Consider the following 15,720-nt stretch of genomic DNA (forward strand, 5'->3'; position numbering starts at 1 on the left):
TTACTAAGTATTGAATGTATAGGAACTTAACGGATATACGATTTACGAAATATATAAACCATAAAAAAATTAATCGGAACTTTAAGTAAAACTGTTTATAGATCTAAAAATGTTTTAAGGTATTTAGAATGTAAAATATATGGTAGACAAATAAAAAAATAAAGATTAAAAAAATTTATTTCAATCAAGACAAATTTTTATCTTTATTATCTGAAAAAACTAATATATTATGATTTCTAAAATACATATCCTTAAAGGGACCTTGCCTTATATTTTCGGCTCAGATCATGAGGCGTTAACACTAAATTTGGTTAACGAGGCGATGGATATAGATTTAAATTATATTGAAAATAAAAATTCATCCGGTTCAAAAAGAGAGTCTAAGTACATTTCAAATTTTTGGGGAGAAAATATTCAATCGGTATCCGCTATTGTAGGAAATAATGGTGCTGGTAAATCTACTTTGCTAAAAGCCATAAGAGATGGTAACTGCCAATTTATAGGAACTGATGGGGAAGAAATACCCCATAATTCTAAATTAATATTCTATTATAATTCAATTCTTGGATATGATGATACTCCGAATAGCAGATCAAAAACCAAAAATGTTCTAACAGTTTCAAAGTTTTCGATATTAAAAAAAGATAGAGAGTATGCTGACCCGGAATTTTCAAGGTTCTTGAAAATTCATAATAATGCAATGTTAGAAAGAATTTTTAGGTTAATTAAAAACAAAAAAGTATATACTAAATTATTAGAACTGGGACTGCCTACGATAAATAATATTGAAATAAAAGTAAATAGTTACTTTATTTCTAATAAAAATATGCCGGATAAATTTAAACCTTTTTTTAAATATTTTAAAAATGATAAAGACAGAAAACAAAAAGAACGAGAAAAAATATTAGAGAGAAAAGATTATTCAAATAATGAAGATAAAGAAAATTTAAAAGTAAAAATTATAGAGGCTGTAATAGAGAGAGTACGTTTATTTTTTGGAAAAACGGGTAACATATATATACGAGAAGGTTTTATAAGAGGGGAAAAAACAGTGGAATATTTAAAAACTAAAAATATATATGGACTTAAAGAAGCTTTTTATTGGTTTTTAGATAATGCCTATATCAAAGTTGATAATCAAGAATTTGAATTACCTGTACAAGAAATAAAAAAATTAATTGAAGTTTTGTTATCAACAATTGAAAAATCAAATAAATTTGATTTTCTTAGCGATAATCGCGATAATCGCGATTATCACAATTACGATTTCATTGCTAATAATTTAGATACATTAGAAATTATAGATGCTTATCAGGATTTTAATAAGGAATTTAAAAAACATTTTAAAAAAGTTACTCATAAGCCTTTATTTAATTTTTCTACAGATAGAGAGTTAAGCAGTGGAGAAAAATTGATGTATGAACAATTTTCAATTTTCAATGAACAAATTTATCGTATTGAAAAAAAGAGAGACAAATTGAATAATACAGATGAATATTTAATTCTACTGGATGAAGCAGATGTATGCTTTCACCCTTTGTGGAAGAAGAAATACATTAACATGCTTTTAGAAGTTCTACCTTTAATTTTTGTTAATAAAAAGCTTCAAATCATTTTTACCACCCATGACCCTCTAACTCTTTCAGATATACCTCATCAAAATATCCTTTTTTTGGGAAAAGGTAAAAATTATACAAAAGTATTAACAAACAAAAGAAAAACTTTTGGCGCTAATATTTCAAATTTATTGGCAGATTCCTTTTTTTTAGAAGATGGATTAGTGGGAGATTTTGCTAAAAAGAAAATTGAAGAAGTGATCCATGTTTTGAATAAGATGATTGAAAATAAAAACAATAATCAACACATTGACATTTCAGACGAAGAACAACAAAGGATTAGAAATTTAATCCGTATGGTTGACGAACATATAATCCAAAGTAAGCTCATTAAAATGTATAATGAGGTTTTTGGGCCATCCATAGACAATGAAATACAAGAATTGGAAGAAAGACTAAATTATCTTAAAAATCTAAAAAACAAAACTCATGATTAGTATACGAGAATGCGTTTCAGAATCTGATCTGTTAACTGCCAGAGAACAACACATTGCATTTATTTCCAAGGAAGTTAAAAAAAGAGTTGATTTTTATATAAATTTATTTGAAACGATACAATTAATCCATCAAGGAAAAATAGAAGACGATGATATTGAAAATAATATAAAAAAAGATAAGCTTCATCATTCACAATATAATTCTTTTATTAAAGTAATCTTTAAAGACAATAAAAGTGTTGATAAAAAATATAAAAAATTAAAAAATAAATCTTTATTCCGTGAAGAACTTAAAGATTTCAAGAAGGTTTTAAATATACTTAATGATTTACATACTAATTGTCGTCGTATTTTAGGTTTGGATTTAAGTTCAAATGAAGAAGACATCGTTCTATATAAAAAATATGAAGAAAATTATAGGAATTATAAAATTTTGCTAAATAAGATTTTTGATTATGAAAACTGGTTTCAGAAAATTACACCGGAAAAAGAATGGGGACCTTATCAATTGACAAAAAAACTAGGAATACAAGTATGTTGCTATTGCAATCGCCAATATACGTTTACTTTATCTAAAGGAGTAAAAAAAATAACCAGGCCCGAACTTGATCATTTCTTGCCCAAAAGTAAACATCCTTTATTAGCACTAAATTTTTTTAATTTGATTCCTTCATGCAGTGTTTGCAATAGAGACTGCAAAGGAACTGTAGATTTTTCTTATGAAAAATATTTGTCACCCTATGAATCCAATCCTAAGCACCAATTAATAAAATATGATTACAAACCGGAAACCTATTTGGGTGCTATTGGCAAAACTGATGAAATAAAGGTTTTCACTAAAATAAATGAGGAAAATGAAGATCAACGTTTACAAGAAAAAGTAAAGGGAAATATCAAAGTTTTTGAATATAATAAAATAGCAAATGAACACAGAGATATTGTACAAGAGATTATAAAGAAAAGATTTTTATTTAATGATAAATATATAGAAACCTTACAGCAAGCATTTCCCGATATTCATCTGACCTTAGAAGAGGCCTATCAATTAGCTTACGGCAACTTTTATGATGAAAAAGAATTTACTAAAAGACCCTTAGCAAAATTAACCAAAGATATTGCTTTTGCAACGGGTGCAATAAAAAATAAATTTAGCTAATTTTTACAAAAATTCGATAAAAATCAGAGAGATCGAAAAGATAGTAAAAACCAGGCGTAAAAGCTCGGGTTTGCTAAAATGGTTAAGGTAAAAGTTAAAGAAATCTAAATCTATAGGTAAAATATAAAAAAATCGCAACTGTTTATAAATAAACATGTTGCGATTTACATGTACCCAGGGCGGGAATCGAACCCGCACGATATTGCTACCACTGGATTTTGAGTCCAGCGCGTCTACCAATTCCGCCACCTGGGCATTTTTTCAGGTGTGCAAATATACTTAAATATTCTTTTTCGCCAAAATTTATGTTTTTATTTCATTCATTCTTCCTTATATTCGTAAAAAAAGATTATGAAAATATTAATTATAAATGGTCCTAATTTAAACCTGCTTGGACAAAGAGAAACAGATATTTACGGTCATTATTCTTTTGAAGATTATTTTAAACATTTGCAAAAAAAATTTATTGATGTGGAATTAGAATACTATCAAACCAACCATGAGGGCTCGATTATTGATAAGATTCATGAAAAAGGTTTTAAATGTGAAGGTATTGTAATTAATCCGGGAGCATATACCCATTATTCCTATGCAATACACGATGCTATAAAATCAGTAACCGCACCGGCTATTGAAGTTCATATTTCCGATATTGAAAAAAGAGAAGAATTTAGAAAAATTTCAGTCATTAAAGATGCTTGTGTACATCAGATTAAAGGCAAAGGATTACCCGGTTATGAAGAAGCTATTGAATATTTAATAAAAATGAAACAACCTTAACTAGCGAGTATAAATAATAAGTAATTGATAGTATAAATGAATGAAAAAATAAGTGGAAAAGTAATACATCAGATATTGTTTTTGATTATAATAATATCTCTTTTTATCCTTATTATAAGTCAGTTGGCTATATTTCTTCCCAGCTTTTTAGGAGCAATTACATTATATGCCTTATCCAAAGATTTTTTCTTATATCTGACAGAAAAAAAGGGATTGAAAAAATGGATATCAATTAGTATAGTTTTTCTTCTTGCCTTATTGATCATTTCGATTCCGGTTTATTTTATTATTGAATTGACCTATTCTCAGGTACATACGGCTATAACTTATTTTGATAAAATAAATAATTCACTGGTCAGTATTGTAAATGATTTACAAACAAAATACGGACTAAATATACTTAGCAAAGACAATATCATTCAAGCGACCACCTGGGTAGGCAGGGTCGTGCCTAAAATATTAAATTCAACGGTAAATTCTGTAGTTGTTTTTTTCTTTTCTTTTGTTTTATTCTATTTTATGATTATGAATATCAGGAAAATTGAAAGCACCTTTTTAAAGTGGTCTCCCTTAAAAAAACAAAATACCGAAAGGCTAGGGCAAAGGTTGAAAAAAATGATCCAATCCAATGCCATCGGCATCCCATTAGTTGCTGTTGTTCAAGGAATGGTAGGAGCTGTCGGCTATGCCATTGTAGGATTGGATAATTTATGGTTTTGGTTTGCGGTTACAACATTTACATCCATGTTGCCTATTGTAGGTTCTGCATTGGCCTATGTTCCGGTTGCCATTTTATTGTTCACCTCCGGAGAAACCTGGCAATCTGTATTTATTTTATTGTACGGCATTATAATTATTGGAACATCGGACAATATCGTGAGGTTTACATTACTTAAAAAACTGGACGATGTTCATCCGTTAATTACCATCTTTGGGGTAATATTAGGAATGAATATTTTTGGATTTATCGGATTAATTTTCGGCCCTATATTATTATCCGGCTTTTTCCTGCTTTTAGATGTTTACAATAACGAATTTAGCGATAATCCTTAAGAAAATGTAGTTCTACTATTGGAATGAATTTTGTTTTTTACCATGAATAAATTCAATAAACTGTTTCAGTCGGCAGTTAGTATAGGTTTGGGATTACTCATACTATCTTGCATTTCTAAAGACAGATTAGAAGTAACAAAAAAAGAAACAAAAATGAAGGTAACAAAATCAGAAGAAGAGTGGAAAAAGCAGCTTTCTCCCGAAGAATATTACATTTTGAGAGAAAAAGGAACAGAGGCTCCTTACAGTGGAAAATTCAATATGCATTTTGAAAAAGGAGTGTATACTTGCAAAGCTTGTGGTGCGGTTCTGTTTGATAGTGATTCTAAATTTGATTCGCATTGCGGATGGCCCAGCTTTGATCATGAAATAGCCAAAGGCCGAATTATCGAAAAATTAGATACTTCTCATGGTATGACCCGAATGGAAATCCTTTGCGCTAATTGCGGGAGTCATTTAGGACATGTGTTCAATGATGGCCCTACAAAAACCGGATTGAGATATTGTGTTAATTCTGCTTCACTGGATTTTGTAAAAGAATAATACATTATTTACCAATTGTAAGAATTAACATTATGGCCAAAATCCTAAGAATTTATCCGGAAAATCCTTCAGAAAAAGCAATTAATGAAATAGTTGAGGTATTAAAAAAGGGAGGAATTATTGTTTATCCTACCGATACGGTTTATGGATTGGGTTGTGATATTTTTAATCACAAAGCCATGGAAAAGCTTTCCAGAATTAAAAATGTTAAACTGGAAAAAACAAACTTTTCCTTTGTTTGTAATGATTTACGAAATTTATCTCAGTACACTAAGCCCATAGAAACGAATCTATTTAAACTTCTGAAAAGAACTTTGCCGGGGCCTTTTACTTATATTCTTGCGGCTTCCAATACGCTGCCCTCTTATTATAAGAATAAAAAAACAGTAGGAATTAGAATTCCCGATCATAGTATTCCTAGAATGATCGTTGAAAATTTAGGCAATCCCATAGCATCCACTTCAACACATGATGATGACGAGATTTTAGAATATATTACAGATCCCGAATTAATAGCCGAGAAATATGATAAATTAGTAGATATAGTTATTGATAGCGGTGCGGGAGGTTATACTCCTTCCACGGTTGTAGATTTAACTTCCGGGAGTCCGGAAATACTCCGCCGGGGAAAAGGTGATTTAGATCTGTATATTTAATTTCCATTTACATTTACTATTTCTGATCGAAAAAGTCAGTTTATATAAAAAGTAAAAAAGAACCGAATATAATTATTCGGTTCTTTTCTTATAAAATTTGAAAATTTTCTTTTTTAATAGGATATTAATTTAAACAATTCATGTAGAATAAGATGTATTAATAATTAAATAATTCATCAATAGATAATTCATGAACTGTTCCTAATTTTTTAACCGAATTCCAATTTAGATTTTCCTTTTTTCCAATTAAAGATACATTATAGGTTTTTCCCTTGATTTCACGATTAAAAAAATCTTTAAGATCTTTAAGTTGCAATGATTGTATTTGAGAATACATATCTTTTCTTAAATCATAATCAATTCCTCTTTTTTTGGCGGAAAGATAGGACCAATAAATTGCTGATTTAGTGATACGGTCTGAAGCAATTTGTTTCAAAGCACTTTTTTTAGCATTTTCAAATTGTTTAGTAATTTCAGGCATATTGTTCATTAAATCTTTCATTGCGTCAACAGCTTGTGGTAATTTATTGGCTTGAGTTCCAATATAGGAAGAAACATAATCGTATTTATCCTTATCAGAGGCGATGGTATAACTGGCGTAAGCAGAATAAGCTAATGATTTACTTTCACGAATTTCTTGAAAAACAATGGAAGACAGACCTCTGCCGAAATACTCACCAAATACTTTTGCATAAGGCATTTTAGCTACATCAAATTTATTTCCTCTTGATTGGAAAAGTATTTCGGCTTGTACCATGTCGTACGGAGCAAAAAACAAGCTGCCGTCAGAAGCAAGTTCCTTATAAGTTATAGGGGAATTATACTCTTTTCCGCTTCCGAAATTATGATATTTTTGAACCGCTTTTTTAATAACAGATTCATTCGGTCCATAGTAAAATATTTCATGTTTGTAATCAAATAAACTTTTACATATCTTAACTAAGTCCGCAGGTTTTTTGTTTAATAAATCCGCTTCAGAAATAGAATTTCTTAATCTATTATTTTCTCCATAACGGGCATACAAAGCTAAAGCATTCAGTATTGCCTGTTTATTTAATTTAGAATTTTTTCTGGCTTTAAGTATAGTTTGTACATATTTTTGATATGTTTCTGAATCAGGATTAGCATTTTGCAAAAAATGTTCAAATAATTCTATACCTTTTGGGATATTTTTTTCTAAACCTTGCAGGTTTAGGAAAATTTGTTCATTTTGGACTTGAATAGAATAACTGATTCCTATTTTATAGAACTCTTTTTCAAGATTAGATTTTGTATACTTATCAGTGCCCAGAAGTGAAAGATAATTTAAGGCCAGATCCAATTCTTCATTGTTATCTGATCCAAAGTCAAATATATAATATAAATTTCCTAATTCGTTATTTGAATTTTTAATATAAGAAAGAGGAATATTTTTTACATGATCAAAAGTTATTAATTTTTTATAGTCTATAAATTGAGGTTGAATTTCTTTTTCGGTAAGTTGCGAGAATTTTTTATAAAAATCTGATTGTTCCGTACGATTTAAAGTTATTGGAGTTATTCCCGGATTTTCAACTCGAACCAGTTTATCATTGGTTCCTTTTTCTTTATAAACCACAACATAGTTATCCTTATAAAATTCATTGGCAAATTTTACAATACTCTCTTTATTCATTTTATCCAACTCATTAAATTCATCTAAAATTTGTTGCCAAGATAAATTTTGGATAAAAGCATTATACATTTGAGTTGCTACTCCGTTAGCTGTGTCCCAGCTGCTGATGCGTTGCGTTTTTAAATCATTGACAATAGCTTTAATCAACCAATCATCAAAATTTCCTTTTTTTATGATTTCTAACTGATCTAGTAAAAGTTTTTGTACTTGTTCTAAAGATTGTCCTTCTCTTGGAGCTCCATATAAGGAATGAAGACCATAGTCTTTAAAAATAGATATGTAAGATCCAGCCCCTTGAGCTAATTGTTTTTGATTGATATTTATATCGATTAACCCCGCACCGGAATTATTCAAAATCATATTAACCATTTTAACGTAAAGAGCCTCCTTGCTTCCGGCTCCACTACACCTAAAAGCTAATTGGATTCTTTCTGAAGATGGACTTTTTACTACTCTTTTAACAACAGAGGTCAACGGCTGTTCAATGGGTTTTTTCAAAACGGGCAATTCTTTATATTTGAAACTGCCGAAATAGGTATCGACTAATTGTATGGTTTCATCAAAATTTAAGTCGCCCACCAATACAATTGCCATATTATTAGGAACATAATAAGTCTCATAATATTCATGAATTGCTTTCATGGATGGATTTTTCAAATGCTCGGATGTTCCTATAGTGGTTTGTTGTCCATAAGGATGGGTAGGAAATAGAGCATCCATCAATTCATAATTAACTAAACGCATATCGTTGTCTTGAGCACGATTAAATTCTTCATAAACAGCTTCCAATTCTGTGTGAAAGAGACGTAAAACTAATTCGGAAAATCGTTCTTTTTCAACAAATAACCATCTTTCTAATTCGTTGGATGGAATATTGTTTTTATAAACTGTTTCATCTAGCCAAGTATGCGCATTGGTTCCGGTTGCGCCCAATTCTGAAATTAATTTGTCGTACTCGTTAGCAATGGCGTATTTAGATGCTTCTTGGGATACTTCATCTATTTTTTTATAAATTTCCTTTTTCTTTTTTGGATTTTTTTCAGCTTTATGTTGTTCGTATAAATCTGAAATACGGTTTAATAATATAGATTCTTTGTCCCAATCAGAAGTTCCGAGTTTACTGGTTCCCTTAAACATCATATGCTCTAAATAATGAGCAAGGCCGGTATTCTCGGACGGATCATTAGCAGATCCGGTACGTACCGGAATGTATGTTTGAATTCTTGGTTCATCATTATTTCGGGATAAATATACTTTTAAACCATTTTTCAGCGTATAAATTCTTGAATTGGAGGGATCGTTCGTTACCGTTTCATAAGTATACCCCTTTGAATCTGTTACTGTTTTAGTTTTATAGATTTGTGCGTTCGTGGTCATTATAAAAAATGTTAATACAAGTAATAAAAATATTTTTTTCATATTATTATTAGGTTTAAAGGTGTGAAAATACAAAAGATTTTTGTTAGATTTTATTTTTTCGGAATATAAAATATAAGTATATATATCCAATTAAAGCAGAACATAGGGAGGAAAATAGAATCATAATTTTAGCATGAGTTATATAGTCGGCATGTATAGCCGGATTAAAAGCCAGTAAGGTAATAAAAATAGACATAGTAAATCCAATTCCACCTAAAAAACCGATTCCTATCATTTGCTTCCAATCTGTTTCCGAAGGAAGCCTACAAAATTTCAAAGCACAAGCCAGATAAGTAAATAAAATAATTCCTAAAGGTTTTCCAACGATTAAGCCAAAAAATATTCCAAGAGTGTACGATTGAGAGAAAAGCTCTTGAATGTTTAAATGAATAGATAAGGCTGTATTGGCAAGTGCAAAAAGAGGAAGTATTATAAAATTGACAGGTAATTGGAGTATAGATAGTAATTTCATGGCTTGGCCATGGGGGTTACCACCTTCAAAGGGTATGGCAAATGCCAGTAGTATACCCGCAAGAGTTGCATGTACACCGGAATTAAGTAAGCAATACCAAATTCCTATACCGCCGATTATATATAAATATAAATGATTGATCTTTAGTTTTTTAAAAAGTAATAGTATCGTCCATATGAACAAGGCAAAAAATAAAAAGATCCAAGAAAGTTTTTTAGTGTAAAAAAAGGCTATAACTAAAATAGCCCCTAAATCGTCAATTACAGCTAAGGCAGTGAGAAATACACGGAGAGACAAGGGAATTTTTTTTCCTAATAAACTCAATACCCCCAACGCAAATGCTATATCGGTTGCCATAGGAATTCCGGCGCCTGAAATGGTGTCTTTTCCGAAATTTAAATATGCATATATTCCCGCAGGAATAATCATTCCGCCTATAGCTCCCAAAACAGGTAAAAGGGCTTGCGAACGATTGGAAAGTTTTCCAATATGTATTTCACGGATAAGTTCCAATCCCACCATTAAAAAAAATATACTCATTAACCCATCATTTATTAGTTCAGATACAGTTAATGCATTCCCCTGGGTGCTAAAAAGATATTCATTTCCTAATTTGAAGGATACCGATGTTTCCCAAAAATTATGATAGAAATTGTGAAACGTTGAATTTGACAATATTATGGAAAAGATTGTACATAAGATAAGAAGTATCCCGACGGACTTCTCATTATTCATAAAATCTTTAATCGTTTTTCGCATTATACTCATTTATTGTTAATTACTGTATTGAATTATTAAGATTTGAATTATCGAGGATAATATATATATAGCTAAAATATAATTTTTAAATTTATGTTCACTTATAAATCAAACGGTATACTATTAATTATTTAATTATAAAAATTGAGAAAAAGATAAAACGAACCTTTTCATGCGAATTAACGCTCTATATGTCCAATATATGTCGCAATCTAATGGTATAAGTATTTTAACTACATTTGCATCATATCAGTATAATAAAAAGTAAAATATAAATGCAATCAGTTTTAAGAACATTATTCGGTTATTTAGCCAGGCCACAATTATATCCGGAATTAGTAAGAAAAATTTATAAAAATATTTTCGACAGAGGGAGCGCGGTTCAAGGAAAAAAAGAATCCGAAATATGGTGTGCTGAAAGAGCAATCAGTCAGCATGATGCAATTTACCAGATTACAAAAAATGAATACTCTTTATATAAAGATTTTGCAGGACCAATGGAGGAGTCCAAAAAAATTGAGGCGGCTTGTCCGGTTAAAATGGGCGGAGCCGGAGCACTAGATCTTATCTACGCATTATGTGAATATACTCAGGCTAAAAATGTTATAGAAACCGGAGTAGCTTACGGATGGAGTTCTCTGGCGGCTTTATTGTCTTTACAAAAAAGAGGTGGAAATTTGTATAGTTCAGATATGCCTTATTTGGACAGGAATAATGATAAATTTGTTGGATGTGTAGTTCCTGATAATCTTAGAAACTATTGGAAATTATTTAGACAAGCAGATAAAGAATCCCTGCCTAAAATATTCAAAGAACAACAGACTTTTGAGGTAGCCCATTATGACAGTGATAAAAGTTATAAAGGTAGAATGTGGGCCTATCCTTTACTATGGGAAAGAATAGAAAAAAACGGCTTTTTTATCAGTGATGATATTGGAGATAATTCTGCTTTTATGGATTGGGTAAATCAAAATCATTTACAAACCATAATTGTTGAATTTGAAGGAAAGTATGTGGGAATTGTAAAAAAAGTATAGAAAAATAATTTCTTTATTAAAAAATGGTTATTTAAAATTTTACGGATTGCTTCAAGTGTATTTTAATTTTTAATAATATAAATCGTATTATTTTTAGTCATGCAGACATATGAAGAAATTTTAGAGTGGTTGTATACCCAAGTTTCAAATTATCAAAATGTCGGGAATTCTGCATATAAGCCCGGATTTGAAAATATAATAAAACTGAGTGAAATTTTAGGAAATCCTCACAGAAAATTTAAATCCATACATATTGCGGGAACTAATGGAAAAGGGAGTGTTTCTAATATGACCGCCTCCATTTTAAAAGAAGCCGGGTATAAAGTGGGATTATTTACTTCTCCTCATCTTAAAAATTTCACTGAACGGATAAGGGTTGACGGAAAAGAATGCCCCGCAGAGTTTGTATATAATTTTTTAATTACTATTAGAGATCATTTTACTAAGGATTTTAATCCTTCCTTCTTTGAATTAACGACCGCTATGGCTTTTAGCTATTTTGCTAAAGAAAAAGTTGATATAGCTGTAATAGAGGTTGGAATAGGCGGAAGGTTGGATTCAACAAATATCATTACTCCCGAAGTATGTGCAATAACCAGTATATCGATGGATCATGTGGATTTATTGGGAGATACCCTTGAAAAAATAGCCACAGAAAAAGCGGGGATTATTAAACCCGGAATTCCTGTAGTTATTGGAGAAGATAAGGAAGAAGTTAAAAAATTACTAATACATATTGCTCAAGAGCGTAATGCCGAATATATAGATGCGACAAAAAATAAGGTAAACTATCTATCAGATTTAAAAGGTATATATCAAGAAAAAAATAAAAAAACGGTAGTAAGTATCATCGATGTTTTAAATGATAAAGGATTTACAATATCTGTTGATCAGGTTAAAAAGGGCCTTTTGCATGTAAAAGATTCAATGAACTTTAGAGGAAGATGGGAAATATTGCAAAGTGAGAATCCAATGATTATCTGCGATACAGCCCATAATGAGGATGGCTTTAAACAATTGGCCGAACAATTTAAACGGGTAACCTATAAAAAACTGAGAATTGTAATCGGCTTTGTAAAAGGTAAAGATTTAGATAAAATATTTCCACTATTGCCTGTTGATGCCATCTATTATTTTGTAAAACCGGCTATTCAAAGAGGACTACATCCCAATGAATATTCCGAAAAAATAGATTTATACTTCAAAAATTATCAAAAATTCGATAGTGTTGCAAAAGGATTTGATGCCGCTAAAACCCAGTCTGACAAAGAAGATTTGATTTTTATAGGAGGAAGTAATTTTGTAGTAGCAGAAATTTTTTAAAAAAATATTTGCAAGTATAAAAAATGAGCGTATATTTGCAATCCAATTACGGAACAAAGTAATAAAGAAAAGCTCTTAAATATCTTTGTTTTAAAGGGGCGATTAGCTCAGCTGGTTCAGAGCACCTGCCTTACAAGCAGGGGGTCGCAGGTTCGAATCCTGCATCGCCCACAACAAGAAAAGCCTTGATTTTTTTCAGTTAAGGTTTTTTTGTTGGTACAGACCCATGGTGTAACGGTAGCACACCGGTTTTTGGTACCGTTTGTCGGGGTTCGAATCCCTGTGGGTCTACAACAAATTAAATGAAAAAGTATATTTGTAGGATTGTAAAAAATAATTACATTTGCACCGCAAATAGATAATGAAAAGAAAGAATTAAAATGGCAAATCATAAGTCAGCAATAAAAAGAATAAGACAGAATCACGTAAGAAGATTACGTAATAAGTATTATCATAAATCAGCTCGTACAGCTATTAAAGAATTAAGAGCTGAAACAGATAAAACTGTAGCGGTAGGTAAATTACCGGCTGTTTTTTCTCAGATTGATAAGTTAGCAAAAAGAAACATTATTCATAAGAATAAAGCGTCTAACTTGAAATCTAAATTAAACAAGCACGTTAACGCATTAGCGTAAATAAAAATAATAGTAGGCCCGTTCGTCTATCGGTTAGGACTTCAGATTTTCATTCTGGCAAGAGGGGTTCGACTCCCCTACGGGCTACTAATCTAAGGCTTAAATTACTAAAAGTAACTTAAGCCTTTTTTATGTAAATTAATTGTCATTTCAGAAAGTAAGAAAAAATTATGAATAAATTAATTGTAAAATTTTATAATGTTTATTTGCTATTTGATTTAATGACTTCTTATAATTCTCCAATGCTCAAATCTATTTAATATAGAGACCTTTTGTTATTTAAAAAGTTTAGAATAACAATAAATGAAGCAAAATATCATTTTTTAATATTATATAGTTATTGGTAAAATCAATTGTATTATAATAGCACCCCACTTTCAATAGCTAATTCTAATTCTTTTATACTAAGATCCTTTAATTCTTTTTCATAAATTAATCGTTGATAAAGAAATATATTTACGGTTTTATTAAATATACTTTTTAATATATCTAAAGCAGAATAAGTCTCAGGATAAAACCTTTCGTTAAATTTAAATTCATTGCTAATCGTTACATTAAATTCTTTCGTAAAATATGTAAGAAAATCATTTGCATCATGTCCAATTAATCCAAAATCTTCATATAATTTCATTTCAGGTTTAAATTGTATTCTATTCTCCCATTGGGATAATAAAACTTTCTCTAAAAATAATTGTAATTTATGATCAACCATGTTTATTAAATTTATGATACCTCTTATTTTAACTACATCATTAATAATATGATTATTTTTATTCAAAGACACAGAATGTCATTTGAAATTCGTAACTAGTTATTCACGTGTCAAATCCAATCAATACCATAGTCAATTCATATCAATCACTAAGAAAGTACACAGATCAATGCAGTACTTATAAATTTCAACTATGATAAGGAGGTGAATTAAATGGTTATAAGATAGGACTTTCGTTTTTTACTAAGTAATTGTTGGAGACACCTAATTAGACAATATTAGGTTATTCAAAAGTATGTGATCTAATGTAGTATGATAAAGTTTTTATATTTTGTAAATGTATAAAAAGATATAGTAAATTGCAAATATATATTGAATAAAAATACAAGTATATTAATACAATGCATAACAACATAAACATTGGTATATAATATAGTTTTTTTAATATGCAAAAACTTACCATTTTTTATTAAAAATATGTATATAAAAGCTTTTAATTTGAATAGTTTGTTGATGAAATTTTCATTAAAAATTAAAACTCATAAGGAATAGAATAAAATAAAAGTCCTGATTTCAATTGAAATCAGGACCATATGTTTAGTTAAATATTTGAGAAAAGCTATTCGAAGAGAATAACTTACTATGAAAAGAACTTTTTTTAATATTTTTATTTTAAGCTAGCTTAAAAAATATAATTTTGTTAATTTCATAAGAAGTTAACACATATTAGAGATTTTTAACCTTTAAAACGTGTAAATTGGAATCTAATTCATAGAGTCTGGGTACTCCTGTAGCTAATTCAAATTTTATAATTTCGTCGGGAGTCATTTTTTCTAAATACATAACTAAAGCACGTAAACTATTTCCATGTGCAGCTATGATTATATTTTTTCCAGCCTTAATTTTTGGAACTATCTCACTTTCAAAATAAGGAATTACTCTTTCTGCAGTATCTTTAAGGCTTTCTCCATTAGGTGGAGCAACATCGTAACTTCTTCTCCAAATATGAACTTGTTCATCTCCGAATTTCTTAGCTGTTTCAGCCTTATTTAAACCTTGTAGATCTCCATACATTCTTTCATTTAATGCCTTATCAAATTTCGTGGATACATTTTTTATTCCGGCTTCATTCAACGCGATTTGTAAAGTTTCTTGAGCTCTTTTCAAAGCAGATGAATACGCATAATCAAAATGTAAACCTTTAAGCTGATCGCCGGCTTTTTTAGCCTCTTCTTTTCCTTTGTCGGATAATTCTACATCAACCCAACCGGTAAATTTATTTTCCAGATTCCAAACACTCTGACCGTGTCTCAGTAATACTAAAATTGCCATGATTACAAAATATTTATATTAGCTATATTATCTTGAAATAATTGTGCCAATATAAAAATAATGACTATTAATTTACCCATAAATCTGATTAAAGTTAAGAAGTAATGAAATAAGTGTTTAAGAAAATGTTAATTTT

The 15,720-nt window shown here is 29.8% G+C and carries 13 protein-coding genes and 4 tRNA genes; 12 read left to right on the top strand and 5 right to left on the bottom strand.

Going from position 1 to position 15,720, the window contains the following annotated elements; translation table 11 throughout:
- Nucleotides 1-229: 229 nt before the first annotated feature.
- Nucleotides 230-2,053 (top strand): AAA family ATPase, encoded by a 1,824-nt coding sequence (locus J3U20_RS03450; protein ID WP_160541641.1) that lies wholly within the window; start codon nucleotides 230-232, stop codon nucleotides 2,051-2,053.
- Nucleotides 2,046-3,209, top strand: coding sequence for an HNH endonuclease (locus J3U20_RS03455; protein WP_160541642.1), 1,164 nt, complete (start codon nucleotides 2,046-2,048; stop codon nucleotides 3,207-3,209). Before J3U20_RS03450 ends, J3U20_RS03455 begins: the two co-directional genes overlap by 8 nt.
- A 171-nt stretch (nucleotides 3,210-3,380) precedes the next feature.
- Here J3U20_RS03455 and J3U20_RS03460 read toward each other — a convergent pair.
- A tRNA-Leu gene (locus J3U20_RS03460) sits at nucleotides 3,381-3,464 on the bottom strand.
- A gap of 96 nt (nucleotides 3,465-3,560) precedes the next feature.
- Between J3U20_RS03460 and aroQ the strand changes: the two genes are divergently transcribed.
- The 4 genes from aroQ to J3U20_RS03480 all read left to right on the top strand — a co-directional run bounded on the left by aroQ (nucleotide 3,561) and on the right by J3U20_RS03480 (nucleotide 6,241).
- Nucleotides 3,561-3,989: a type II 3-dehydroquinate dehydratase gene (aroQ, locus tag J3U20_RS03465; RefSeq protein ID WP_105296851.1), complete on the top strand. Its 429-nt coding sequence runs from the start codon at nucleotides 3,561-3,563 to the stop codon at nucleotides 3,987-3,989.
- A 36-nt stretch (nucleotides 3,990-4,025) separates the two neighbouring features.
- A complete protein-coding gene (locus J3U20_RS03470; RefSeq protein ID WP_160541643.1) occupies nucleotides 4,026-5,042 on the top strand; it encodes an AI-2E family transporter in 1,017 nt (338 codons plus the stop codon).
- 153 nt (nucleotides 5,043-5,195) lie between these two features.
- Complete coding sequence (msrB, locus tag J3U20_RS03475; protein ID WP_255410572.1) at nucleotides 5,196-5,585, top strand: peptide-methionine (R)-S-oxide reductase MsrB; 390 nt, start codon at nucleotides 5,196-5,198, stop codon at nucleotides 5,583-5,585.
- Nucleotides 5,586-5,617: 32 nt separating this feature from the next.
- On the top strand, nucleotides 5,618-6,241 hold the full coding sequence (locus J3U20_RS03480; protein WP_160541644.1) for an L-threonylcarbamoyladenylate synthase: 624 nt from the start codon (nucleotides 5,618-5,620) through the stop codon (nucleotides 6,239-6,241).
- A 157-nt stretch (nucleotides 6,242-6,398) separates the two neighbouring features.
- Here J3U20_RS03480 and J3U20_RS03485 read toward each other — a convergent pair whose 3' ends face one another.
- A complete protein-coding gene (locus J3U20_RS03485) occupies nucleotides 6,399-9,314 on the bottom strand; it encodes a M16 family metallopeptidase (RefSeq protein ID WP_160541645.1) in 2,916 nt (971 codons plus the stop codon).
- Between the two features lie 43 nt (nucleotides 9,315-9,357).
- The gene (gene nhaA, locus J3U20_RS03490; RefSeq protein ID WP_160542059.1) at nucleotides 9,358-10,545 is read right to left on the bottom strand and encodes a Na+/H+ antiporter NhaA; all 1,188 of its coding nucleotides are present in this window, start codon (nucleotides 10,543-10,545) and stop codon (nucleotides 9,358-9,360) included.
- Nucleotides 10,546-10,820: 275 nt separating this feature from the next.
- Between nhaA and J3U20_RS03495 the strand changes: the two genes are divergently transcribed.
- The 6 genes from J3U20_RS03495 (at nucleotide 10,821) to J3U20_RS03520 (ending at nucleotide 13,627) form a co-directional block, all read left to right on the top strand.
- Nucleotides 10,821-11,582: a class I SAM-dependent methyltransferase gene (locus tag J3U20_RS03495; protein ID WP_160541646.1), complete on the top strand. Its 762-nt coding sequence runs from the start codon at nucleotides 10,821-10,823 to the stop codon at nucleotides 11,580-11,582.
- Between the two features lie 99 nt (nucleotides 11,583-11,681).
- Entirely contained in the window at nucleotides 11,682-12,905 is a 1,224-nt protein-coding gene (locus tag J3U20_RS03500; RefSeq protein ID WP_160541647.1) for a bifunctional folylpolyglutamate synthase/dihydrofolate synthase, read from the top strand.
- Between the two features lie 96 nt (nucleotides 12,906-13,001).
- Nucleotides 13,002-13,076: transfer RNA gene (locus J3U20_RS03505), tRNA-Val, on the top strand.
- A 49-nt stretch (nucleotides 13,077-13,125) separates the two neighbouring features.
- A tRNA-Gln gene (locus J3U20_RS03510) sits at nucleotides 13,126-13,196 on the top strand.
- A gap of 89 nt (nucleotides 13,197-13,285) precedes the next feature.
- On the top strand, nucleotides 13,286-13,540 hold the full coding sequence (rpsT, locus tag J3U20_RS03515) for a 30S ribosomal protein S20 (protein ID WP_105296844.1): 255 nt from the start codon (nucleotides 13,286-13,288) through the stop codon (nucleotides 13,538-13,540).
- A gap of 15 nt (nucleotides 13,541-13,555) precedes the next feature.
- A tRNA-Glu gene (locus tag J3U20_RS03520) sits at nucleotides 13,556-13,627 on the top strand.
- Between the two features lie 271 nt (nucleotides 13,628-13,898).
- On the opposite strand, the gene J3U20_RS03525 is transcribed toward J3U20_RS03520, so the two are convergent.
- Nucleotides 13,899-14,252 carry a DUF1493 family protein gene (locus J3U20_RS03525; RefSeq protein WP_160541648.1) on the bottom strand — a complete coding sequence of 118 codons (354 nt, stop codon included), beginning with the start codon at nucleotides 14,250-14,252 and terminating at the stop codon, nucleotides 13,899-13,901.
- A gap of 726 nt (nucleotides 14,253-14,978) precedes the next feature.
- Nucleotides 14,979-15,584, bottom strand: a complete 606-nt coding sequence (locus J3U20_RS03530; protein ID WP_185149843.1) for a 2,3-bisphosphoglycerate-dependent phosphoglycerate mutase — start codon at nucleotides 15,582-15,584, stop codon at nucleotides 14,979-14,981.
- Nucleotides 15,585-15,720: the final 136 nt, after the last annotated feature.

It is taken from the genome of Apibacter sp. B3919 (genome assembly GCF_026537405.1).
GTDB lineage: Bacteria > Bacteroidota > Bacteroidia > Flavobacteriales > Weeksellaceae > Apibacter.